At 73.7% G+C, this 23,448-nt stretch carries 20 protein-coding genes and 2 tRNA genes; 11 read left to right on the forward strand and 11 right to left on the reverse strand.

The window, feature by feature from the left end; translation table 11 throughout:
* The first annotated feature begins 22 nt into the window (after positions 1-22).
* Positions 23-1,897 carry a DUF294 nucleotidyltransferase-like domain-containing protein gene (locus ABLM29_RS09595; RefSeq protein ID WP_349713872.1) on the forward strand — a complete coding sequence of 625 codons (1,875 nt, stop codon included), beginning with the start codon at positions 23-25 and terminating at the stop codon, positions 1,895-1,897.
* A complete protein-coding gene (locus tag ABLM29_RS09600; RefSeq protein ID WP_349713873.1) occupies positions 1,894-2,619 on the forward strand; it encodes an exonuclease domain-containing protein in 726 nt (241 codons plus the stop codon). The genes ABLM29_RS09595 and ABLM29_RS09600 overlap by 4 nt, the downstream gene beginning before the upstream one ends.
* An 85-nt stretch (positions 2,620-2,704) precedes the next feature.
* Here the strand turns inward: ABLM29_RS09600 and ABLM29_RS09605 are convergent, their stop codons facing one another.
* The 6 genes from ABLM29_RS09605 to ABLM29_RS09630 are packed head-to-tail and all read right to left on the reverse strand — an operon-like array spanning position 2,705 to position 9,641.
* Positions 2,705-4,195: an aminobutyraldehyde dehydrogenase gene (locus ABLM29_RS09605; protein WP_349713874.1), complete on the reverse strand. Its 1,491-nt coding sequence runs from the start codon at positions 4,193-4,195 to the stop codon at positions 2,705-2,707.
* Between the two features lie 33 nt (positions 4,196-4,228).
* Positions 4,229-5,668, reverse strand: coding sequence for an NAD(P)/FAD-dependent oxidoreductase (locus ABLM29_RS09610; RefSeq protein ID WP_349713875.1), 1,440 nt, complete (start codon positions 5,666-5,668; stop codon positions 4,229-4,231).
* Positions 5,665-6,777 carry an ABC transporter ATP-binding protein gene (locus ABLM29_RS09615; protein WP_349713876.1) on the reverse strand — a complete coding sequence of 371 codons (1,113 nt, stop codon included), beginning with the start codon at positions 6,775-6,777 and terminating at the stop codon, positions 5,665-5,667. Before ABLM29_RS09615 ends, ABLM29_RS09610 begins: the two co-directional genes overlap by 4 nt.
* The gene (locus tag ABLM29_RS09620) at positions 6,774-7,604 is read right to left on the reverse strand and encodes an ABC transporter permease (RefSeq protein ID WP_349713877.1); all 831 of its coding nucleotides are present in this window, start codon (positions 7,602-7,604) and stop codon (positions 6,774-6,776) included. Before ABLM29_RS09620 ends, ABLM29_RS09615 begins: the two co-directional genes overlap by 4 nt.
* Positions 7,597-8,520, reverse strand: coding sequence for an ABC transporter permease (locus ABLM29_RS09625; protein ID WP_349713878.1), 924 nt, complete (start codon positions 8,518-8,520; stop codon positions 7,597-7,599). Before ABLM29_RS09625 ends, ABLM29_RS09620 begins: the two co-directional genes overlap by 8 nt.
* The gene (locus ABLM29_RS09630) at positions 8,520-9,641 is read right to left on the reverse strand and encodes an ABC transporter substrate-binding protein (RefSeq protein WP_349713879.1); all 1,122 of its coding nucleotides are present in this window, start codon (positions 9,639-9,641) and stop codon (positions 8,520-8,522) included. The genes ABLM29_RS09625 and ABLM29_RS09630 overlap by 1 nt, the downstream gene beginning before the upstream one ends.
* 282 nt (positions 9,642-9,923) lie before the next feature.
* Here ABLM29_RS09630 and ABLM29_RS09635 point away from each other — a divergent pair, with 282 nt between their 5' ends.
* The 4 genes from ABLM29_RS09635 to ABLM29_RS09650 are packed head-to-tail and all read left to right on the forward strand — an operon-like array spanning position 9,924 to position 14,171.
* A complete protein-coding gene (locus tag ABLM29_RS09635) occupies positions 9,924-10,571 on the forward strand; it encodes a TetR/AcrR family transcriptional regulator (protein WP_349713880.1) in 648 nt (215 codons plus the stop codon).
* A 53-nt stretch (positions 10,572-10,624) separates the two neighbouring features.
* A complete protein-coding gene (locus tag ABLM29_RS09640) occupies positions 10,625-11,935 on the forward strand; it encodes a glycosyltransferase (protein WP_349713881.1) in 1,311 nt (436 codons plus the stop codon).
* On the forward strand, positions 11,932-13,191 hold the full coding sequence (locus ABLM29_RS09645) for a hypothetical protein (RefSeq protein ID WP_349713882.1): 1,260 nt from the start codon (positions 11,932-11,934) through the stop codon (positions 13,189-13,191). Before ABLM29_RS09640 ends, ABLM29_RS09645 begins: the two co-directional genes overlap by 4 nt.
* Positions 13,188-14,171, forward strand: a complete 984-nt coding sequence (locus ABLM29_RS09650) for an SIS domain-containing protein (protein WP_349713883.1) — start codon at positions 13,188-13,190, stop codon at positions 14,169-14,171. Before ABLM29_RS09645 ends, ABLM29_RS09650 begins: the two co-directional genes overlap by 4 nt.
* A 118-nt stretch (positions 14,172-14,289) precedes the next feature.
* Here ABLM29_RS09650 and ABLM29_RS09655 read toward each other — a convergent pair.
* Positions 14,290-14,365, reverse strand: a tRNA-His gene (locus ABLM29_RS09655).
* 128 nt (positions 14,366-14,493) lie between these two features.
* Positions 14,494-15,123, reverse strand: coding sequence for an oligoribonuclease (orn, locus tag ABLM29_RS09660; protein WP_349713884.1), 630 nt, complete (start codon positions 15,121-15,123; stop codon positions 14,494-14,496).
* Positions 15,124-15,200: 77 nt separating this feature from the next.
* On the opposite strand from orn, the gene ABLM29_RS09665 reads away from it, so the two are divergent.
* From ABLM29_RS09665 to ABLM29_RS09675, 3 genes are read left to right on the forward strand one after another with little or no spacing between them, the layout of a single operon-like run.
* The gene (locus tag ABLM29_RS09665; protein ID WP_349713885.1) at positions 15,201-15,758 is read left to right on the forward strand and encodes a MauE/DoxX family redox-associated membrane protein; all 558 of its coding nucleotides are present in this window, start codon (positions 15,201-15,203) and stop codon (positions 15,756-15,758) included.
* Positions 15,759-15,781: 23 nt separating this feature from the next.
* Positions 15,782-16,531, forward strand: coding sequence for a DsbA family protein (locus tag ABLM29_RS09670; protein ID WP_349713886.1), 750 nt, complete (start codon positions 15,782-15,784; stop codon positions 16,529-16,531).
* Positions 16,532-16,571: 40 nt separating this feature from the next.
* Entirely contained in the window at positions 16,572-17,630 is a 1,059-nt protein-coding gene (locus ABLM29_RS09675) for an adenosine deaminase (RefSeq protein ID WP_349713887.1), read from the forward strand.
* On the opposite strand, the gene ABLM29_RS09680 is transcribed toward ABLM29_RS09675, so the two are convergent.
* Positions 17,560-18,483, reverse strand: a complete 924-nt coding sequence (locus ABLM29_RS09680; RefSeq protein WP_349713888.1) for a CPBP family intramembrane glutamic endopeptidase — start codon at positions 18,481-18,483, stop codon at positions 17,560-17,562. The genes ABLM29_RS09675 and ABLM29_RS09680 overlap by 71 nt on opposite strands.
* A gap of 67 nt (positions 18,484-18,550) precedes the next feature.
* The gene (locus tag ABLM29_RS09685; RefSeq protein ID WP_349713889.1) at positions 18,551-22,126 is read right to left on the reverse strand and encodes an MSCRAMM family protein; all 3,576 of its coding nucleotides are present in this window, start codon (positions 22,124-22,126) and stop codon (positions 18,551-18,553) included.
* Between the two features lie 137 nt (positions 22,127-22,263).
* On the opposite strand from ABLM29_RS09685, the gene ABLM29_RS09690 reads away from it, so the two are divergent.
* Positions 22,264-22,337 (forward strand) — tRNA-Arg (locus ABLM29_RS09690).
* A gap of 70 nt (positions 22,338-22,407) precedes the next feature.
* On the opposite strand, the gene ABLM29_RS09695 is transcribed toward ABLM29_RS09690, so the two are convergent.
* Positions 22,408-22,872, reverse strand: coding sequence for a winged helix-turn-helix transcriptional regulator (locus ABLM29_RS09695; RefSeq protein WP_349713890.1), 465 nt, complete (start codon positions 22,870-22,872; stop codon positions 22,408-22,410).
* A 53-nt stretch (positions 22,873-22,925) separates the two neighbouring features.
* Between ABLM29_RS09695 and ABLM29_RS09700 the strand changes: the two genes are divergently transcribed.
* On the forward strand, positions 22,926-23,448 hold a 523-nt coding region (locus ABLM29_RS09700; RefSeq protein WP_349713891.1), incomplete at its 3' end, for an MFS transporter.

Consider the following 23,448-nt stretch of genomic DNA (forward strand, 5'->3'; position numbering starts at 1 on the left):
CGGACACGGTTCGATGGGGTCCATGGATGTCGAGCTCGTCGAGGTGCGCGACTTCCTCGCGGCGCACCCGCCGTACGACGCGCTGCCGGCCGAGGAGCTCGACGACCTGCCCAAGCGGCTGACCGTGCGGTACTTCCGGCGCGGCGCGGAGATCGTGCCGCTGGGCGCGCACAACGAGCATCTCCACATCCTCCGGTCGGGGGCCGTGGACATCATCGACGGCAACGGTGACCTCGCGGACCGCGACGACCCCGGCAGCTCGTTCGGGCTCTCCTCCGTGCTCGCCCGGGGCGCCTCGCTCTACCGGATCGTGGCCCGGGAGGACTCGCTGTGCCTGCTGCTGCCGGCGGACCACTTCCACCGGTTGATGGCCGAGCACCCGGCGTTCGCCGAGTACTTCCTGCGCCAGCAGGTGGGGCGCCTCGAGGCGGCCATGCGCGGCGGCCGATCGGGGAGCGGCAGCCCGGTGATGCGCACCCGGGTGCGTGAGATCGTGGCCCGCGCACCGGTCGCCGTCGACCCCGGCACGACCGTCGCCGACGCCGCCCGGCTGATGGACGCCGAGGGCGGTATCTCCGCGCTGCTGGTCACCGACGCGACCGGGCTGGTCGGGATCGTGACCGACCGCGACATCCGGTCCAAGGTGGTCGCCGCCGGGTGGGACCCCACGGGACCGGTCGGCGCGATCATGACCGCCGGCCCGTTGACGGTCCCCGCCGACGCGCTCGCTTTCGAGGCGCTGGTGGAGATGACCCGCCTCGGCGTCCACCACCTGCCGATCGTGGACGACGGCACGGTGATCGGGATGGTCACCGCGGGCGACCTGATCCGCCTGGAGCGCGCCAACCCGGTGCACCTGGTCGGCGAGGTCTCGCGCCAGACGACCGTCGAGGGGCTGCGCTCGGCGACCGCGCGGATCCCGAGGGCGGTGGCCGACGCGGTGGCCGGCGGCGCGACCGCCGAGGAGGTGGAGCGGGTGCTCACCGCGGTCGCGGACGCGGTGACCCGGCGCCTGCTGGAGCGGGCGGAGGAGGAGCTCGGCCCGCCGCCGGTGCGCTACTGCTGGGTCGCGCTCGGGTCGCAGGGCCGGATGGAGAGCGGCCTGCAGTCGGACCAGGACAACGCGCTCATCCTGGAGGACACGCCCGAGGAGCCGATGAGCGACGAGCAGGCGGCGTACTTCGCCGAGCTCGCCGACCGGGTGGTGACCGGGCTGGAGCTCTGCGGCTACCCGCGCTGCCCCGGCGACATGATGGCGACCAACCCGCGGTGGCGCGCCCCGCTCCGCACCTGGCGGGGGTACGTCGGCTCCTGGCTGACCTCGCAGGAGCCCGACGCCGTGCTGCGCGCCCAGACCTTCTTCGACATGCGGGCGGTGCACGGCGACCGGGCGCTCTGCGACGCGATCACGGACCGGGTCCGCGCCGAGGCCCCCGGCGCGCAGCGCTTCCTGCTCTACCTGGCCGCCTCGGCGCAGCGGTTCCGCCCGCCGCTCGGCTTCTTCCGCGACTTCGTGCTGGAGCACTCCGGCGAGCACCGCAAGACCCTCGACATCAAGGCCGGCGGGGTGGCCCCGATCGTCCAGGTCGCCCGGCTGGCCAGCCTGGCCAGCGGCCAGGCGCAGGTCGGCACCCGGCAGCGGCTGCGGGCCGCGGCCGCCGCGGGCGGCATCTCCGAGCAGAGCGCCGCCGACCTGGCCGCGGCCTTCGACTTCCTCTCGCTGATCCGGATCCGGCACCAGATCGAGCAGGTGGGCCGCGGGGAGACGCCCGACAACCACGTCCCGCCCGCGATGCTGGCGCCGTTCGAGCGGCGCCACCTCAAGGAGGCGTTCGCGGTGGTCCGGCGGGTGCAGGGTGAGCTCTCGGTCCGCTACCGCACGGACCTCGTCACGTGAGCCCGCTGCTCCGCTCCGGGCGGCGCCGCCGGGCCGGGGCGGCGGCGCGTGCCACGGGGCCGCTCGCGGCGTACTACGCGGTGCCCGAGCCGCCCGCCGACACCCCGGCCGGTGACCTCCGGCTGCTGGCGATCGACGTGGAGAGCACCGGCCTGGACCCCGCGGTGGACCGGCTGCTGAGCGTCGGGTTCGTGCCGGTGGACGGCGACGCCGTGGTGCTCGCCGGGGCCCGCCACCTGGTGGTGCGGCCCGAGGAGGACGGCGGCGGCGACGGAGGCGGGGACGGAGGCGGGGACGGAGGCGGGGTCGGTCAGAGCGCGGTGTTCCACGGCCTCACCGACGACGTCGTGGCGGCCGGCGTACCGTCCGCGGAGGCGGTCGAGGAGACCCTGGCGGCCTGCGCCGGCCGGGTCCTGCTCGCCCACTGGGCGCGGCTGGAGGTGGGGCTGCTGTCCCGCGCCTGCGAGCGGCACTTCGGGGCGCCGTTCGTGCCGCCGGTGGTGGACACCCTCGTTCTCGCCCGCCGGCTCTCGGGGCGCGGGGAGGACGAGACGCGCCACGGCGAGCTGCGCCTCTGGTCGGCGCGGGCGCGCTACGGGCTGCCCCGCTACGCCGCCCACGAGGCGCTGACGGACGCGCTCGCCTGCGCGGAGCTGTACCTCGCCCAGGTCGCCGAGCTGGCCGCCGGTCGGGAGGTGCGGCTCAAGCACCTGCGGGCCTGAGCTGGGCGTCGTCACATCCGGATTGGCCCCCATTCGCCCGGAAAAGGGGCCAATCGGGATGTGACGACGCGAGACCCGGCGCGGCTCAGGACGGCCGGAACGAGTCGTGCGACTCCCGCACCGCGTGCTTGATCATCACGTGCTGGGTGACGGTGTACTCCAGCACCGCCTCGTGGCTCATGTCCTTGCCGAAGCCGCTGCCCTTCACGCCGCCGTGCGGCGCCTCGGAGGCGATCGGCAGGTGGTCGTTGACCCACGTGACGCCCGCCTCGATCCGCCCGGTCACCCGCAGCGCGCGGGCCACGTCGGTGGTCCACACCGAGGAGGCCAGGCCGTAGGCGCTGTCGTTGGCCAGCAGGACCGCCTCGTCCTCGGATGCGAAGGTGCCCAGTGCGAGCACGGGGCCGAAGACCTCGCTCTGCATGATCTCGGCGTCCTGCGCGGCGCCCGCGACCAGCGTCGGCGGGTAGTAGGCGCCGGTCCGCTCGGGGACCACGCCGCCGGTGACGACCTTGGCGCCGGCGTCGACCGCGCGGGTCACGAAGCCGTGCACGCGGTCCCGGTGCTCGACGGTGACCAGCGGGCCGATGTCGGTGGCCTCGTCGCGGGGGTCGCCGACGCGCACCCGCTCCAGCTGCTCGGCCAGCATCGCCGTGAACGACTCCGCGACCGGCTCCTCGACGTACACGCGGGTGGCGGCGGTGCAGTCCTGGCCGGAGTTGTACGTCGCGGCCATCGCGATGCCCTGCGCCGCGGCGGCGAGGTCGGCGTCGGCGAAGACCACCGCCGGCGCCTTGCCGCCGAGCTCGAGGTGCACGCGCTTGGTGCTGGGGGCGGCGGAGGCCATCACGGCCCGGCCCGCGCCGGTCGACCCGGTCACCGAGGCCATCGCCACGCGCGGGTCGGTGACCAGCGCCTGGCCGACCTCGGCGTCGCCGGTCACGACGTTGAGCACGCCCGCCGGCAGCCCGGCCCGCGTGGCCAGCTCGGCCAGCCGGATCGTGGTGCTCGGGGTCTGCGGCGCCGGCTTGAGCACGATCGTGTTGCCGGCGGCCAGGGCCGGGCCGAGCTTCCAGATCGCCATCACCAGCGGGAAGTTCCACGGCGCGATGCCGGCGACCACGCCGAGCGGGCGGCGGACCAGCACCGAGGTGTAGCCCTCGCTGAGCACGCCCGCGCCGGTGCCCTCCAGGGAGCGCGCCGACCCGGCGAAGAAGCGCAGGTTGTCGGCGGCGAACGGCAGCTCGCCGTCGCGGAAGACCGGCACCGGCTTGCCGGTCTCGGCCACCTCCTGGGCGGTCAGCTCGTCGGCGTCGGCCTCGATCAGGTCGGCGAGCCGGAGCAGCACCCGGGCCCGCTCGCCGGGCGTCCTCGCGGCCCAGGCCGGGTACGCCGCGGCGGCGGCGTCGACCGCGCGCCGGGCGTCGTCGACGGTGGACGGGCGCACCTCGGTGCACGGCGTGCCGGTGGCCGGGTCGAGGACGACCTGCGGCTCGCCGCCGCCGTGCTCCGCGGCACCGCCGATGTACTGGCCGGGGGTGACCCGGAGGCCGGTGCGGTCGGCAGTCTCTGCCATGGGGGTTCTCTCCTTGTTCTCAGCCATCGGGTCTCAGCTGTTGAAGCCGACGCCGAAGCGGTCCATCGTGCGCAGCAGCAGGCCGCGCCGCCCCGTCTCGTCCTCGCGCGCCAGCGCCGCGCGGGCGGCCTGGACGGCGGCGTACCGGGCCGGCTCCGGGGGGAACGGCACCGGCCGGCGCCGGACCATCCGCGTCGCGGTCCGCTCGGTCTCCTCGCCGGCGAGCAGGTCGAGGGCGACCCGGGCGCCGAACCGCGAGGAGGCGACGCCGAGGCCGGTGTAGCCCACCGCGTAGGCGAGCCGGCCGCCCATCGCGGTGCCGAAGGCCGGGGTGAACCGCGAGGTGGTGTCGATGACACCCGCCCAGCGGTGGCTCATCCGGACGTCGGCCAGCTGCGGGAACGTCTCGAAGAACTGGCGGGCCAGCAGCCGGTGCGAGGCCTCCCGCTGCTCCAGCGAGGCGTCGGTCCGGTTGCCGTAGTAGTAGACGGCGTCGTAGCCGCCCCACAGGATCCGGTCGTCGGGGGTGCGCCGGTAGTAGTGGAACTGGTTCCCGGCGTCGGTGAGCCCCTGGTTGTCGGCCCAGCCGATCGAGGCGAGCTGGTCCGCGCTCAGCGGCTCGGTGGCCAGCACGTGGTCCCAGACCGGCAGCACCCAGCTGCGCAGCCGCCGCATCAGCGGCGGGAACGCGTTGGTGGCCAGCAGCACCTGGCTCGCGCGGACGGTGCCCGCCGGCGTGCGGCAGGCGAGCCGGCCGCCGTCGCGGCGCACGTCGAGCACGGGGGTCTCCTCGTGCAGCACCAGCCCGCGGCGCAGCGCGGCGTCGCGCAGCCCGATCACCAGCGCGGCGGGGTCGACCAGGCCGCCGGACGTGGTCCGCAGGCCGGCCAGGTAGGTGGGGGAGTCGACGTCCGCGCGCACCTCCTCCGCGGTCAGGTACGTCGACGCCTCGCCGTACCGCGCGTTGAGCTCGTGGGCGCGGCGCAGCGACTCCACCTCGTGCGGCCGGGTGGCCACGGCGGTCTTGCCGCACAGCCGCAGGTCGGCGTCGATCCCCTCGGCGTCGAGGAACCCGGCGATCTCGCGGACGTTGTCGCGGCCCAGCCGGATCAGCTCGGGCAGCTCGTCGGGCCAGGTGGCGACGCCGTGGGGGAGCCCGTGGGTCAGCGACTCGGAGACGAAGCCGCCGTTGCGGCCGGAGGCGCCGACGGCGACGTGGGAGGCCTCGAGCAGCACCACCCGGCGGCCGGGGTCGGCCTCGAGGGCGTGGATCGCGGCCCACAGGCCGGTGAGGCCGCCGCCCACGACGACCAGGTCGGCGTCGGCGTCGCCGGCCAGGGGCTCGCCGGCGGGGGTGAGGTCGTGCAGGTCCCACCAGACCGGCCGCGGCGAGGCGTCGGCCAGGGCGTCCGCGGCGAGCGCGTCGAGATCACCGGCGCCCTGGCTGGCGCGCCGGCTCGTGTCCTGGGTCATGCGCGGTCGTCCGTGACGACGACGGCCGAGTCCCAGGTGAGGCCCACGTGGCTGCCGCGGGTCTGGGCGGCCACGCCGGGCACGGTGGCCAGGAACGGCCGCTCCTGCCCGGGGACGGCGATGGCGACGGTGGAGGCGCCGCCCTGGAACTGGACCTCGGAGACCTTGCCGTCGAGCACGCCGGCGCCGTGGGGGACGATCCGCAGGTCCTCGGGCCGGACGACCAGGTGGGCCTCGCTGCCGGGGGCGACGTCGGAGGTGCCGTCGGAGGGCAGCCGGCCGATCCCGGGGGCGACGAAGTGGCCCGCGTCGACGGTGCCGGCGAGCCGGTTGCTGCTGCCGATGAAGTCGGCGACGAAGAGGTTGGCGGGGTTGCGGTAGAGCTCGACCGGGGTCGCCACCTGCTGCACCCGGCCGTCGGCGAGGACCGCGATCCGGTCGGCCATCGACATCGCCTCGTCCTGGTCGTGGGTGACGACGACGAAGGTGATGCCGACCTCGTGCTGGAGCCGCTTGAGCTCGAGCTGCATCTCGGCGCGGACCTTGCGGTCGAGCGCGGAGAGCGGCTCGTCGAGCAGCAGCAGCCGGGGGCGCTTGACGATCGCGCGGGCCAGGGCGACCCGCTGGCGCTGGCCGCCGGAGAGCTGCGCCGGGCGGCGCTTGGCGAGCGAGGAGAGCCCGACGGTGGCCAGCACCTCGTCGACCCGGTCGGCGATCTCGGCCTTGGGCAGCCCCTCGCGCTTGAGGCCGTAGGCGATGTTCGCCGCCACCGACATGTGCGGGAACAGCGCGTAGGACTGGAACATCAGGTTGACGGGGCGGCGGTGCGGCGGCATCGCGAGCAGGTCGTCGTCGCCGAGGCGGATCTCGCCCTCGTCGGGGGTCTCGAAGCCGGCGATCGAGCGCAGCAGCGTGGTCTTGCCGCAGCCGGAGGGGCCGAGCAGCGCGAAGAACTCGTTCTCCGCGATGTCCAGCGAGATCCCGTCGAGCGCGCGGACGTCGCCGAAGGAGCGGCCGACGCGGTCGACGCTGAGCAGCGTGCGGCGCTGGGGCGCCCGGGCCGGGCTCGCGGTGGTGGCGGGGGCGCCGGTGGGGGTGGGGGAGGTCATGACTTCTCCGTTCGGCGGACGGCGCGGGCGGCGACGACCACGACGACCACGCTGATCGCGACGAGCACCGTCGCGAGCGCGTTGATCTCCGGGGTGACGCCGGTGCGCACCATCGAGTAGACGGTGATCGGCAGGGTGTGGGTGGTCGGGCCCGCGGTGAAGTAGGCGATCACGAACTCGTCGAGGGAGAGCGTGAAGACCAGCAGGGCGCCGGCGACCACGGCCGGTGCGATCGAGGGCAGGGTGACCTGGACGAAGGTGGTGAACCCGCCGGCGCCGAGGTCGCGGGAGGCCTCCTCCAGCGAGGCGTCCGAGCCCGTCAGCCGGGCGCGGACGACGGCGACCACGAAGGCGGTGCCGAACGCGGCGTGGGCGAGCAGGATCGTCAACGCGCTCTTCGGGATGCCGGCGACGAAGAAGAACGCCAGCAGCCCGATCGCGAGCACCAGGTCCGGCAGGATCGCCGGCGCCATGGCCGCCGTCTCCAGGGCCTTGGAACGGGTGTGCCGGGCCAGCCCGACGCCGAGCAGGGTGCCGAGGACGGTGGCGACCACCGTGGCGCCGGCGGCGATCATCAGCGAGGTGAGCACCGACTGGCGCAGGACCTCGTCGCCGGCCAGCTCGGCGTACCAGCGGAAGCTGAAGCCGTCCCAGCTGAAGGCCGAGCCGCCGTCGTTGAACGACATGCCGACCAGGACCGCGATGGGGATGTAGAGGAACAGCGCGCACAGGGCCAGCGGCAGCCAGAGCCAGCCGAGGCCGGTCCGGGGGCGGTAGCGGGTGGTCGCCCTGCGCGTGGACGCGGTGTCAGTCACGGTGTCAGCCACGGGGGGCTCCTTCCACCCGGCGCGTGACCCAGGCCTGGAGGCCGAAGAGCAGCAGCAGCAGGACCACGACGACCATCGCGATCACGGCGCCGAAGGGCCAGTCCTGGGTCTTGAGGAACTGGTCGCGGACGAGGTTGCCGACCATCACGGTCTTGCCGCCGCCGAGCAGCTCGGGGATCACGAAGTTCCCGAGGCTGGGCACGAAGACCAGGATGCAGCCGGTGATGGTGCCGGGCAGCGTGAGCGGCAGCTGCACCGAGAGGAACGTGCGGAACCGGTTGGCGCCCAGGTTGGCCGAGGCCTCGACCAGCTCGTGGTCGACCTTCTCCACCGCGGCGTAGATCGGCAGGATCATCAGCGGCAGGTAGGCGTAGGTGAGGCCGACGACGACGGCGCCGGGCGTGTAGAGCAGCGTGAACCGCTCCTCGATCAGGCCGGTCCCGACCAGGGCGTCGTTGAGCAGGCCCTGGGAGTTGAGGAGCACGATCCAGGCGTAGGTGCGGATCAGGAAGTTGGTCCAGAACGGCACCACGACCAGGACCAGCGCCACCGTGCGCCAGCGCACGGGCAGCCGCGAGATCGCGTACGCCGTCGGGTAGCCGATCAGCAGCGCCAGTCCGGTGGCGGCGGCCGCGATCAGCACGGACTGCTGGAGCACGTCGAGGTAGAGCGGGTCGAACAGGCGGCCGAAGTTGTCCAGCGTGAACGTCCACTCGACGCCGCCGAAGCGGCCGCGGGTGGCGAACATGTAGGCGCCGACGAGCAGCACCGGGACGAGCACCAGGACCGCGTAGAAGATCAGTCCGGGGGCGAGCAGCGCGGTCGGCTCGACCAGCCGACCGAGCCGGCCGCGCCGCCCGCGTGCCCGGCCGCGCTGGGGGGCGCGGCCGGGCACGGTCGTGGGGGAGGAGACCATCAGGAGGCCGAGACCTCGGTGATGATCTTGTTGTAGAGGGCGTCCGCGTCGTCGCCGACGTCGGTCATGTTCTCGCCGGTCAGCATCTCCTCGCGGCGCTCGCCGAGGAGGTCGAACTGCTCGACCAGCTCGGGCGAGACGAGCTCACGGGCCGCCGAGTTCGGGATGTTGTAGAGGATGTTCTCCTCCACCCACGCGTGGTTCTCGGCGTCGAGGATGGTGTCGATGAAGGCGTAGCCGGCCTCGAGGTGCTCGGAGGACTTCAGGATCGCCATGCCGTCGGCCCACAGGTCCGAGCCCTCGCTCGGCACCACGAACTTGATGTCGGCGTTCTCGGCGGTGCCGTAGTTGCACCAGCCGTCCCAGGCCTCGGTCATCACGGCCTCGCCGCTGATCAGGCGCTCGTAGAAGGTGCTGTCGTCGTAGGCGAGGAGGTTGGGCTTGGCGTCGAGCATGAGCTCCTTGACCTGCTCCATCTCACCCTCGTCGGTGGTGTTGGCGGAGAAGCCGAGCGCCTTCTGCGCGGGCAGCACGGCCCAGCGCTGGGTGCCCATCATGGTGACCTTGCCCTGGTACTGCTCCTCGGGCGTGAGCAGGTCGTACCAGCTGTCGGGGGCCTCGTCGACCAGGTCCTCGCGGTAGCAGATGCCGGTGGTGCCGACGGTGTACGGCGCCCAGTAGGCCTGGCCGTCGACCTCGGTCAGGTCGGCGATGTCGGCGTCGAGGTTGCCCCAGTTGGAGATCGCGTCGGTGTCGAGCGGCTGGAGCAGCCCGGCCTTGGCGAAGGCCTCCAGGAACGGCTGGGACGCGAAGATCACGTCGAGGCCGTCGCCGCCGGAGCCGGTCACCTTGGCGACCACGTCCTCGTTGGTGGCGTGGTAGGTGATCTCGACGTCGGCGCCGGTGGCCTCGTTGTAGAGGGCGTCGATGTCCTCGGGCATGTAGCCCTCCCAGTTGGACACGACGATCTTCTGGCCGGTGATGTCGGCGTCGGTATCGACGGCGGCGGGCTCCTCGGCCCCGGTGTCGGTGTCGCCCCCGCACGCGGACAGGGTCAGCGCGAGGGTGGCGCCGCAGGCGGCCGCGAACGCGGTGGTACGGCGTCGGTTGATGCTCTTCATCGGTGTCTGTCGCTTTCGGCTCGACGGGTCGGACTGGTCGTGCTTTCGGCTGTTCCGGACACCCCGAGCCGGGTCCGCTGCCGTTTGGTCTCCAGAGATTTGCACTTGCGTTCAGGGAAAATCAATAGCCGAAACACGCTGTTTTCACAGCGAAACGTCGAGTTTTCTGAATCTCTATTCAAAGAATCGCCGGCTCGTGGCAGGGTTGCGGAGCACCAGCCGGGGCGATCCCCGGACGCCATCCGGCGGGAATCTCGAGCACGTGGGAACAGGGAGGTGTCGATGTCGACCAGCCGACCGGTCGGCCGCAAGCAGCGGCGCGAGAACCTGATCTCGGCCGCCCAGCGGGCCGTCGCCGAGCACGGCGCCGACGTGCGCCTCAAGGACGTCGCGCAGGCCGCCGGCCTCACCTCCGGGGCGGTGCTCTACCACTTCCCGGACGTCCAGTCGCTGCTCGTCGAGGCCAACCGCGCCGGCATGGAGCGGTTCTACGACGAGCGGATGCGTGCGATCGAGGGGACCGACAGCCCCGACCGCAAGCTGGTGGTGACCATCGCCTCCGGCCTGCCCCGCGACTCCGAGGACTCGGCCGTGCGGCTCTTCTGCGAGCTCGGCGGCGCCGCCGGCCGCTACCCGGTCTACGCGGCGATGCTGACCTCCCTCTACGACCGCCAGGTCGCGATGTACCAGGTGATCCTCGAGTCCGGCGCGGCCTCCGGCGTCTTCGCGCTGCGGCAGCCGTCCCAGACCGTCGCCCGGAACATCGTCGCGCTCGAGGACGCCTACGGCTACCGGATGGTGGCCCGGCACCCGGCGATCGACCATGCCGTGGCGACCCAGCTGATCCTCGACTACGCCCGGATGGCGACCGGCCACCCGCTCGACGACCCGTCCCCGCCGCCGACCCCGGCGCCGCCCAAGCGCGCCTGAAACCCCCGCACCTCCTCCGTGAACCCGAAGAACCGACAAGGAGCACGACCCGCATGACCCAGCTGACCGTCCTCTTCCTGCCCGAGTCCGCCTACGGGCCGACCAACCAGTGCATCGGCCTGGGCAACCTGCTCGTCGAGCGCGGGCACCGGGTCGTGTTCGCCTCCGAGTCGTCGTGGGCCGGCAAGCTCGCGCCGTTCGGCTTCGTCGAGCGCCTGGTCGACCTGGCCGAGCCCGACCCGGACGCGGGAGACGAGGACGCCGGCCAGTTCTGGACCGACTTCATCGCCGAGACCGCGCCGGAGTTCCGCAAGAGCACCGCCGAGCAGCTCGAGTCCTTCGTCAAGCCGACCTACGAGGCGCTGATCGACGGCGTGAAGTACGCCGAGCCGCAGCTGCGCAAGATCATCGCCGAGACCCAGCCCGACGTCATCGTCGAGGACAACGTGGTGATCTTCCCCGCGCTGACCACCAGCGGCGCGCCGTTCGTGCGGGTCGTCTCGTGCAACCCGCTGGAGGTCCCCGGCGAGGGCATCGCCCCCGGTCTGTCCGGGCTGGCGCAGGCCGACCCCGCGTCGTGGGCGCCCTTCCGCACCGAGCTGGAGCGCACCCACCGCGACCTGTGGGAGCAGTTCAACGCCTGGGTGGTCGAGCAGGGCGCCGCCCCGCTGCCGGACCTGGAGTTCATGCCGCGCGACAACGCCGCCAACCTCTACGTCTTCCCGGAGGAGGCCGACTACGTCGCCGACCGCCCGCTGGACGGCTCCTGGACCCGGATGGACTCCTCCGTGCGCCGCACCGACGACGAGTACGTCGTCCCCGCCGCCGTCGCCGACCGGCCCGAGGGCAGTGCCCTCATCTACCTCTCGCTCGGCTCGCTGGGCGGCGCCGACGTGGAGCTGATGCAGCGCCTGGTCGACACGCTCGCCACCAGCCCGCACCGCTTCATCGTCAGCAAGGGCCCGCAGGCCGACAAGATCACGCTGGCCGACAACATGGTCGGCGAGCAGACGCTGCCGCAGACCAAGGTCATCCCGCAGGTCGACCTGGTGATCACCCACGGCGGCAACAACACCACGACCGAGGCGCTGCACTTCGGCAAGCCGATGGTGCTGCTGCCGCTCTTCTGGGACCAGTACGACAACGCCCAGCGGATGGACGAGGTCGGCTTCGGCATCCGGCTGTCGACGTACGGCTTCGAGGCGGAGGAGCTGCACGGCGCCATCGAGAAGCTGCTCGGCGACACCGACCTGCGGGCGCGCCTGGACCAGATCGGCGCCGCGATCCGCGAGCGCGACGGCCTCAAGGTCGGCGCCGACGTGATCGAGCGCGTCGGGCTGGCGCACGCCGCCTCCCGGGCGTGACGGCGGTCGGGAGCCCGCACGTGGTCGTGCTCGACCGGCTGCCGCTGGTCGCCGGTCTCGACCTGCTGGTGGTGGCGGACCCCGACGGCGACCCCCACGGCGACCCGCGGCCGGTGCCGTGGGTCGCCGCCGAGGGGCGCCGCGCGGAGCCGGGCGACCACGCCGCGGTCGCGCTGGTCGCCCTGCTCGCCGAGGGGTCGCGGCAGGTGGGCCGGTTCCGGGTCACCTCCTGGCAGGGTGCCGCCCTCGTCGGGGAGCGCTCGTTCGGCGTGGACCAGACCAACGAGTCGGTCGTCGTCGGCGAGCGCGCGGTGGTGAAGTGGATGCGGGTCGCCGAGCCCGGCCCGCACCCCGCCCCGCCGATGCTCGCCGCGCTGACCGCCCGGGGCTTCGCGGGCACCCCGCGCCCGTGGGGCCTGATCGAGTGGCAGGGCCCCGACGACGCGGCGCCGCGGCTGCTGGCCACCGTCGACACGCTGCTGAAGGACGCGGTCGACGGCTGGACCTGGGCCGTCGACGACGTCCGCGCCGCGGTCGACTCCGGCTCCACCGCGGTGGTCGAGGAGAGCGGCGCCCGGCTCGGCGCGCTGGTCGCCGACCTGCACGCCGCGCTCGCTGGCACCGGCCGCGCCGCGACCGCGGCCGACGTCGCCGCGTGGGGGGCCGACGCCACCGCCGACCTCACCCAGGCGCTCGCGGTGACCAGCGGCCCCGCGCACGACCTGCTCGCGGCGCGCGCCGAGGAGGTACGCCGCCGCCTCGCCGTCCCGGACCGGCTGGTCGGCAGCCCGCTGATCCTGGCCCACGGCGACCTGCACGTCGGCCAGGTGCTGCGGGCCGGCGACACCTACGTCGTCACCGACTTCGACGGGAACCCCGTGGTGCCCGCCGGGCAGCGGACCACGCCGCAGCCGGCCGCGCTCGACGTCGCCGGGATGGCGCAGTCGATCACCCACGCCGCCTACGTGCTGCGCAAGCACGAGCCCGACCGCCCCGTCGCGGACGTGCGCGCCGCCTCGGACGCGTTCGTGAGCGCCTTCCTGACCACCTACGCCGAGCGCCTCGACGGCCTCGGTGCGGCGGAGCTCCTCGAGCCGGCCCTGATCGAGCCGTTCCGGCTGCGCCAGGTCTGCCGGGAGTTCACCTACGCCGCGACCCATCTGCCCCGCTGGTCCTACGTGCCGGAGGCGGCGATCGTGGACCTGCTCGACGAACCCCCGCACGACCCAGCGCTCGACCACACGGAGAACCGATGAAGCCCGACCTGTTCCTCGCCGACCTGCAGCGCAAGCCCGAGGCGCTGCGCGCCCTCGCCGGCGTGCTGCGCGAGGGCAACCCGTGGGCGTTCCTCGGGGACCGCGCCCCGGAGCGGGTGGTCCTGCTCGGCATGGGCTCCTCGACGTACGCCGCCGGCGTGGCCGCCGCGCGGCTGCGGGCCCGCGGGATCACGGCCGTCGCCGAGTTGGCCAGCAGCGACCTGCTGCCGGCGTGGGGCGAGGGCACCCTGGTGGTCGCGATCTCCGCGTCCGGCGGCTCCAAGGAGACGCTCGACGCGCTGACCCGGCTCGCCCCGGGGCGCACGCTGGTCGCGCTCACCAACGTCGCCGGCTCGCCGGTGACGGCGGGTGCCGACCACACCGTGCTGATGGAGGCGGGCGCAGAGGAGGGCGGCGTGGCGTGCCGCTCCTACCAGCACACGCTCGCGCTGCTGCTGGCGCTCGAGGCGCACCTGACGGGGGAGACCCTGGACGCCCTGCTCGCCACGCTGGACCGGACGGTCGAGGCCACCGAGCACCTGCTCGCCACCGAGGACGACTGGCGCCCCGAGGTGGCCCGGCTGCTCGACGGCCCGACCGGCTGCAGCCTCGCCGCGCCGGCCCGGCGCCTCGGCTCGGCCCAGCAGTCCGCGCTGATGCTCCGCGAGGGGCCGCGGCGCGGCGCGATCGGCTGCGAGTCCGGCGACTGGGCGCACGTCGACGTCTACCTGACCAAGAACACCGACTACCGGCTGCTCTCCTTCGCCGGCTCCGCCTGGGACGACGGCATCCTGGAGTGGACCGTGCCGCGCGGGACGACCGTGGTCAGCGTCGGCGGTGAGCTCGGCGCGGCCGACGGGACCGGCGACGCGGCGACGTCCACGCTGCGCTACCCGCACGACACCGACGACGACGTCCGGCTGCTCACCGAGACGCTTGTGGTCGAGTTGGTCGCCGCTCGGCTCTGGCTGGAGGGCTGACCCGGCCTCGCGCCGCGTGGGGGTCGTGTGCCCCAGACCCCGGTATCCGGGGTTCTCAGGCACACGACCCACACAATGCATCGAGCCCCGGCCTGAAGAAGGCCGGGGCTCGATCGCCTGGGGTGAGTGACGGGACTTGAACCCGCGACATCTGCGACCACAACGCAGCGCTCTACCAGCTGAGCTACACCCACCATGTCCCGTCCTGCCGAACGGGCGTGCACGAGTGTAGACGTTGGCCCCCCGGTTCGTTGAATCGGGGAGACCCGCGCCCGCGGATGCCCGGGATGCCGCTCGGGCAGCCGCCCGGACCGCCGCCCGGCTACTTCTGCGACGCGCTGCCGGTGAGGCCGGTGATGGAGCCGCCGTGCCGCTCGGCGGCCGCCTTCGCGGCGTCCGAGTCGGGGCCGGGCTGGGGCACGAAGGCCACCTCCCGGTAGTACCGCAGCTCCTCGATGCTCTCCTGGATGTCGGCCAGCGCGCGGTGGTTGCCCCGCTTGGTCGGCGCGTTGAAGTACGCCTTCGGGTACCAGCGCTTCGACAGCTCCTTGATCGAGGAGACGTCGACGATCCGGTAGTGCAGGAACTCGTCGAGCGTGGTCATGTCGCGGGCCAGGAACCCACGGTCGGTGGCCACCGAGTTGCCGGCCAGCGGCGGCCGGCTGTCGGCCGGGCAGTGCTCGCGCAGGTAGGCCATCACCTGCTCCTCGGCCTCCTGCAGCGTCACGCCGTCGGCGAGCTCGTCGAGCAGGCCGGAGCTGGCGTGCATGTTGCGCACGAACTCGATCATCTGGTCCAGCGCCTCCGCGGGCGGCTTGATCACGATGTCAACGCCGTCCCCCAGCACGTTGAGGTCGAAGTCGGTCACCAGCGCCGCCACCTCGATGAGGGCGTCACTGCCGAGGTCGAGCCCCGTCATCTCGCAGTCGATCCAGACCAGTCGTTCGTTCACGGCTCAGCACCCTACGCCGTGCCCCCGACCTCGTGACTCTCAGCGGACGTTCAGGGCGAGGGACTACCCTTCCGCCCGTGGAACGGGGACGGATCTGGGCGTGGCTCGGCCTGCTCGCACGCCTGGTGACCGGCACGGTGTGGGTGGTGGCCGGTGCCCTCAAGGTGACCACCCCCGACGCCAGCATCGCCGCGGTGCGCGCCTACGAGCTGCTGCCCGGCAACACCGCCGAGGCGGTCGGCCTGGTGCTGCCCGCGCTCGAGATCGCGGTCGGGCTGGCCCTGATCCTCGGCGTCTTCGCCCGCGGCGCCGCCGTGCTGAGCGCGCTGCTGTTCGCGGCGTTCATCGTCGGCATCGCCTCGGTGTGGGCGCGCGGCATCGAGATCGACTGCGGCTGCTTCGGCGGCGGCGGTGCGAAGGAGGGTGCCGCGTCGGCGTACCCGTGGGAGATCGCCCGCGACGCCGCGCTGCTGGCCGCCTCCCTGCTGGTGGTCTACCTGCGCCGGACGCCGCTCGCCCTGGACACGCTCCTGTTCCCCGACCGCGAGCACGACGAGCACGACGACGAGTACGACGAGCACGACGACGCCGACCCGACCAGTGCGCCGGACGACCACCCGGCCACCGCCTCCTGATCGACGAAGGACACCCACGCCCGATGGCAAGCAGCAACTCCAAGAAGGCCGCCCGTACCCAGAAGGCCGCCGCCGCGCGCGCCGAGCAGCAGCGCCGCGAGCAGCGGCGCCGGATGCTCACCATCGGCGGCGTCGTGCTGGCGATGCTGGTGATCATCGGCGGCATCCTCGCGATCACGCTCAACGAGCAGAGCAAGAAGGACGAGAAGCTGGCCGCGGCCGGCAGCGCGGCCAGCAGCTACGGCGTGACCATCGGGCCCGACGACGCGCCGCACGACCTGGTCATCTACGAGGACTTCCTCTGCCCGTACTGCGGCGAGCTGGAGAAGCGGACGCGCGACGACCTCACCGAGCTCGCCGCCGCGGGCAACGTCCAGGTCGAGTACCGGCCCTTCGACCTGCTCAGCGGCTCGTTCGGGGACTACCCGATCCGGGCCACCAATGCCTTCGCCGTGGTCCTCGACGAGTCCGGCTCCGACGTCGCGAAGCAGTTCCACGACCTGCTCTTCGAGAACCAGCCCTCGGAGCAGAACCCCGACGCGATGACCGACGACGACCTGGTCGACCTGGCCGTGGAGGCCGGCGCCGACGAGGCCGACGTGCGCCCGGGCATCGAGGACCTGGCGATGGAGGACTGGGTCACCGAGGCCACCCAGGAGGCCCGCGACGCCGGCGTCAGCGGCACCCCCACGGTCATCCTCGACGGCGAGCAGTTCACCGACGGCCGCACCGTCGACGAGCTGGCCGACAACCTGGTCGCCGCGCTCCAGTGACGGCCCTCGCGGGTCCGCGGGGGTGACATCATCGGGTGCCATGACACCCGCTGAGCGCTCCGCGTTCGTCGCCGCGCTGCCGAAGGCCGAGCTGCACGTCCACCACGTCGGCTCGGCCTCGCCGGCCATGGTCGCCGAGCTCGCGGACCGCCACCCCGGGATCGTGCCCAGCGACCCCGACGAGCTGCGCCGGTTCTTCGAGTTCCGCGACTTCGCCCACTTCATCGAGGTCTACCTCGCGGTGGTCGACCTGATCCGTACGCCGGAGGACATCCGCTTCCTCACCTACGAGATCGCGCGCGAGCTCGCCGGCCCCCAGGGCGTCCGGTACGCCGAGCTCACCTGCACCCCGTACACGTCGGTGCTGCCGCACGTGGCCGACCGCGGGATGCCGATCGAGGCCTACACCGAGGCGATCGAGGACGCCCGCGTCGCGGCCGAGCGCGACCTGGGGATCGTGCTGCGCTGGATCTACGACATCCCCGGCGAGGCGGGCCTGCCGGCCGCCGACGCGACGCTGGGGTTCGCCCTCGACCACGCCCCCGACGCGCTCGTCGGGTTCGGCCTCGGCGGCCCGGAGATCGGGGTGCCGCGGCCGCAGTTCAAGCCGGTCTTCGACGCCGCCCGCGCCGCCGGCCTGCGCTCGGTGCCGCACGCGGGGGAGACCACCGGCCCCGAGACCGTCTGGCACGCGCTGCGCGACCTCGGCGCCGAGCGGATAGGCCACGGCACCTCGGCGGCGCAGGACCCGGCGCTGCTGGCCCACCTGGCCGAGCACGGGATCCCGCTGGAGGTCTGCCCGTCCTCGAACGTCGCCACCCGCGCCGTGCCGTCGCTGGCGGAGCACCCGCTGCGCACCTTCGTCGAGGCGGGCGTCCCGGTCAGCATCAACTCCGACGACCCGCCGATGTTCGGTACCACGCTCAACCGCGAGTACGAGATCGCCGCCGACCTGCTCGACCTCGACGCGGCGGGGATCGCGGACCTGGCGCGCGCCGCGGTCGACGCCTCGTTCGCGCCCGACGACGTCAGGGCCCGGATCCACCGGGAGATCGCTGACGCGACCGCTCCGCTCGGCGGCGCTGCAGGCGCGCGGTGACCCAGAGCGCGACCAGCATCAGCAGCAGCACGTCGGCGAAGCCCGCGATCGAGGCCCAGGGCAGGTCGATGTCGCCGGCCTCCAGGTTGGCGTAGAACGAGCCCAGCGGGGTGAGCAGCGGCCAGAGGACGACCAGGTTGCGCGCGACGGCGAACGCGACGGCGTACACGACGCCGAGGCCGGTCAGGAAGAGCAGCTCGACGCCCTCCATGCCGTAGCCGACGTGGTAGAGCCCGTAGAGGGCCGCCGCCCCGAGCACGCCGGCCGGCTGGCCGTACTGCGCGGTCAGCCGGGTCTGGACGAAGCCGCGGAAGAAGACCGACTCGAAGACGCCGACGACGAGCGACATCACCAGCAGCGGCACCCAGTCGCCGGCTGCGGGCAGGTCGTAGCCGCGCAGCGTCAGCATGTACTGGACGCCGGCGAAGACGAGCGCGAAGCCGAGCGCGACGCGCAGGTTGTCGCGGCGCAGGCCGAGGTCGGCGAAGGGCCGGCCGCGCACCAGCACCGTGTAGACGACCGGTCCGACGACGCCCAGCAGCAGGGCGGCGGCGAAGCAGAGGAACAGCCCCGCGACGTGGTCGGTGGTGAAGCCGACGAACGCGACGCGCTCCAGGGCCACCACCCCGACGTAGAGCGCGCCGATCGCGACCAGGTCGGCGCGGTCGGGTCGTCGGGGCCGTCGCTCGAGCGCGCCCGGGAGCAGCGCCACCAGCGCGGCCGCGGCGACCACCGCCAGCAGGTACCAGGCGCCCTCCGCTGCCGGCAGCAGCAGGAGGGCGAAGACGACCCACCCGCCCCACAGGAGCCGGCGCCGCCGGGAGCTGGTGATCGCGACGACCACGTCGTCCACGTCCCCAGTACAACCCCGGCGTGCGCCGCGCGGGAGGGGCGATGGTCCCGCCCGCGCGGCGCGCTGGTCAGCGGACCCGGACCGTCAGCCGCTTGGTCGCCGCGCGGTGGGTCGGGCTGCCGGCGTACCGGACGGTGACCTTGTGCCTGCCGCGCTCCAGGTTCCGCACCGTGACCGTGGCGCGGCCGCGCCGGACCTTCGCCGTGACGGCCTTGGCGCCGGAGACCGTGACCGTGACCTTGCCGGACACCCGCGTGGTCGGCTTGTCCTCCAGGGAGAGCCGGACGCTCACCCGGGCGATGCCCGCGCGACCGACGGCCCGCGCGCGCAGGGTCGCCTTCTTCAGCGCCGCGACGGCCGTCTCCGCCGAGGTGGCGGTGAGTGGCTCGAACGAGACGAGGGTGTCGCTCCCGGCCTCGATCGGCGCGTCGGGACGCTGGTAGGTCACCGCGGCGGTGATCCGCCGGCCCGCGTCGGCCTTGGTCAGCCGGTAGGTCGCCCCGGTCGCCCCGGTGATCGCAGCGCCGTTCCGCAGCCACCGGTAGGTGGGGGTGAACCCCTCCGGCGCGTGAGCGGCCGCGGTGAGCGTGCCGCCGACCTCGGCGGTGCCGCTCACCTCCGGCGCGACCGGCGCGCCGCCGGCGGCGGACGAGCAGGTCAGCTTGAGCACGATCTCGGTGCGCTCGACCGGCACCTGCATCGGGTCGGTCGACCCGCTGGTGCACCCGTCCTTCGAGGCCTCGACGAGGTACCAGCCCGCGATGACGTCCCAGTGGAACCCGCCGTCGGCCGGGGTGGTCCACGGGTTGACCCGGTTCGACGGCGACATCACGGTGGACCCGTCCGGGACGGGCGCGTACATGCCGTGCATCGTGTCCGACCGGAGCAGGACCACCGTCGCGTCGCCCACCGGGCGGCCGTACTGGTCCACCACCGTGCCGGAGGGGTCGATGTAGACGTCGAACGCCGAGGTCGTGGGCTCCTCGCCGGGGCAGGTGGTGGTGAAGGAGACCCGCACGGAGCCGTGCAGCATGGGGATCGTCCCCTGGAGCTTCCCCGGCGTCGTCTCGGTCATGGTCCCGGTGGAGACCTGGCCGTCGAAGTCGCTGGTGAACGTGTAGGTCACCGTGGCGCCGGTGCACGGTGCCGTCCAGCTGAAGGCCTGGCCCATCTGGACCGCGGGAGCACCGGAGTTGCTGATGCCGATGGTGGTCAGCTGAACGTCGGCCGGGACGGGGTCGGCCACCCGGGTGCCGAGGTAGACGCCGGTCTCCTGCCCGGCGACGACGGTCGCGGTGACCGGGTCCGGGAGGTAGCGGCGGTCGGACGACTGGTCGGCTCCCGGGGTCGGCGACAACCCGAGGGCACTGTCCACGCCGGCGCTGGTCTGCCAGGTCACCGTGTAGTCGCCCGGGGTGAGGCCGGTGATCGCCGTCTGCGGTGAGGTGACGGCGACGTGGGTCGCGGTGACGCACTTCCGCGTGGTCTCCGCCGGGCAGGCGACCACGGTCAGCCGCTGGGACCGGAAAAGGGAGCGGTTGGGGCCGGAGACGAGCAGCGTCCCGGTGGTCGCCGGGGCGGGGTTGCGGATCGAGAGGTTGTACCGGCCGGGCGTCGTCGAGTCCAGCGACCCCGCCACCAGCGGCCGCTGGCCGGTGTCGGTGACCCCGACCGGGGCGGTCAGCTGGGTCCAGCCGATGGCCGAGCCCTCGCTCGTCGCCGCCGGGTTGAGGGCCATGCCGACCATGAGGAGATCGCTGTCCCACGCCACGCGGTCGTAGTTGAACGTCACGTCGGCGTCCCCGGCCTGGCGGCCCGGCGCGCCGTCCACCGAGGTCAGCAGCAGCTGGAAGGTGGTGGTGCCGGGGGTCGTCTCGTAGGGGTCCGGCTGGGCCTCCCACACGACGCAGAGGGTGTGCTCGTCGGTGCCCCAGCTGACGGTGCCGCCCGCGGGCCAGCCGGCCGAGGTCGCGAACGGTGCCAGGGTGGGGGCCGTGACGGAGGCGCCGGACATGCCGCCGTCGGCGCCAAGGCTCACGTAGCCGTGCGTGGCGACGTACGCCGAGCTGTACGGCGTGCCGCCGACGCTCAGCGGGAACGGCAGGTCGACCGTGGCGCCGTCGGGATCCGTGATCGGGGTCCGGTCCGCGCAGGCCGGCGCCGCCTGCCCGGCGACGGTGCCGAAGTCGGACGTGGGGGTGGCGGCCAGCGTGACCGCGGGGACGACGACCGGGGTCGTCGAGTCCACGGTCAGGGAGGCCGCGGACGCCTTCCCGTTGGCGGGGAGGCCGTCGCCGCCGCCGAGGTAGGCGGTCCCGTGGCCCTCGGCGCCCAGCTTCAGGGTGTAGGTGCCGGAGAGCGCGGTCAGCGAGTACGCACCGGACTCGGCGGTGGTGGTCTCCTGCTGGACCCAGGCGGACCCGGTCCACCGGTACAGCGTGACGAGCGCGTCGGCCGGGTCCACGGTGCCGGTGATGCTGCCGATCCTTGGCAGGGCGAACGTCGGGACGACGTACCGGTCGTTGTCGGCGACCACGTAGGTGGTGGAGCCGACCAGACCCGGCGGCGTCAGCAGGCCGTTGCCGTAGATCGCGTCGGCGTAGCGCAGCGTGTAGATGCCGTCGGGGAGGGACCGGAAGGCCCAGCGGCCGTCGTCGTCGGTGGTGGTCGTCAGCGCCGGATCGGCCGACGTCCACGCGGAGGCGTCCTCGTCCCAGGCCAGCGCCTCCACCGTGGTGCCCGCGGGCGCGTCGGTGACGGTGCCCGCGAGGGTGTCGGTGATGGCGGCGACGTCGAAGGTGAGGGTCGGGAAGGTGTGAGGTCCGGTCAGGGTCACCCCGACCGCGTCGTCGAGGGCCTCGGCGTCGCCCGCATGGACGGTGACGTCGCGCGTGGTCGCCGAGACCGTGTACGTCGAGTCGGGGTCGACCTCGTCGAAGCCGATGCTGTAGGCGCCGTCGGCGCCGGTGGTGCCGCTGGCCGCGCTCTCCCAGCCGCCGCCGAGCGCCTTGCGCCACACGGTGACGTCGGCGCCCTCGACCGGGTCGTCGTCGGAGGTGACGACCGTGCCGCTGACGTCGCCGGGGATCGCCTGCGTGGTGCCGTGGGGGTGGACCAGCGCGATGACCTCGCTGCTCGAGCCCTGGCCGAGGCCGATCGTCGTGGCGTCGGCCCGCCGGGAGGAGACCGCGTCGACGTTGGAGACGTACCAGCCGTCGTCGATCGCCGCTGCCGAGTAGCGCAGGTAGAACTCGTCGTAGTAGTACTCGCCGTCGTAGGTGACGGCGACCGGGACCTGCATCGAGTAGTCGCCATCGGCGTCGGTGGTGGCGCTGCCGACGACCTCGCCGGGAGTGGCGAGGGCCACGGCCTGGACGGTCACGCCCGCGACCGGGTCGCCGGGGGTGCCCCACGAGCCGGGGACGCAGGTGAAGTCCCAGGGCTCGCAGACGATCTCGGGGCTGCTGGTGTAGAAGCCGACGTGACCCTTCAGGACGCCGGTCGGCAGGGCGGCGGAGGCCGGTGCTGCCAGGCCGACGGTCTCGACGACGGCCGCCATCAGCATCAGGATCAGCAGGCCCGCGACGCGCCGTGGCGCCGCTCCCGGCCGCCCGCCCGTGGTACCCGCCTGCGGTCGCTGCATCGATCGTCCTCCCGTCGCCGGGGCGCGACGTGCACCCCCGCGGGTACTTCGGCAGGCGGGCGTCGGATCTGACCGGTGCGCCCGGCGCCGGACCGGAGCGCTCCCTGGGGCATACTGGCCGCGGGCTCCGGCCCGAGGCCTCCGTAGCTCAGCTGGATAGAGCAGCGGCCTTCTAATCCGCGGGTCACAGGTTCGAATCCTGTCGGGGGCGCCGAGAAGCGTCGGCGCGGCGGCTCCCGGCCGGGCGCCGCCGCGCCGAGGTCGCGGGGCGCCGGACGTGCTCAGCCGGTGACCCGGAGCGCCTCGTCGTCGAGGTCGTGGCCGGCCGCGCAGGTCAGGGCGACGGCCACGTCGGCCCCGCAGCCGTCGTGCGCGACCGCCGGGCCGCCGCCGGGGGTGTGCCGCTCGCCCCAGGCGACCAGCGCCATCAGGATCGGCACCAGCTCGCGGCCGGCGTCGGTGAGCACGTACTCGTGCCGCTCCCGCTGCCCGGGCTCGCGGTAGGGGACCTTGGTCAGCACGCCGGCCGCGACCAGCTCCTTGAGCCGGGTGGCGGCGACGGCCTCGGTGATCCCGGCGCGCTTGGCGAGCGCGTCGAAGCGGTGGGTCCCGTAGGCGACCTCGCGGACCAGCAGCAGCGACACCCGGTTGCCGAACAGGCCGATCGCGCGGCCGAGGGGGCAGTGGTCGCCGAGCGGCTCGTCGCCGCGGGCGGCGAGGCGCCCGCCCAGCACGATCGTGGTCATGGGGAGAGATTACCCCTGGCTCGGAGCATCCATAGTCAGGTAGCGTGCTGGCTATGACAAAACAAAGCCAGGGGATCGCCGCCGCGGTCACCGTCGGCGCCGCCTTCCTCGCCGGCGCCGACCTCTTCATCGTCAACGTCGCGTTCGACGACATCGCCCGCGACCTCGGGGGCGGGTCGACCACGCTCGCCCGGCTGAGCTGGGTGCTGACGGCGTACGCCGTCGTCTTCGCCGCCCTGCTGGTGCCGTTCGGCCGGGCGGGGGACCGGTACGGCGCCCGCCGGGTCTTCCTCGGCGGCCTGGTCGTCTTCACGGCGGCCAGCGCGGCCTGCGCCGTCGCCGGCGACGTGGAGACGCTGATCGGCTTCCGGGTCGTCCAGGCGGTCGGCGCCGCGGCCATGACGCCGGCCAGCCTCGGGCTGCTGCTGGCGGCGCTCCCGCCGGAGCGGCGGCCCCGGCCCGCCCGCGCCTGGGCGCTGGAGGAGGCCGGCTTCCTGGTCACCAACGGCGGGTACGTCGACTCCGGCCTCGCCGAGGGCACCGTCGCCTACTCCGAGCCCGGCGCCGGGACCATGC

Source organism: Nocardioides sp. YIM 152588, assembly GCF_040191335.1.
Classification (GTDB): domain Bacteria; phylum Actinomycetota; class Actinomycetes; order Propionibacteriales; family Nocardioidaceae; genus Nocardioides.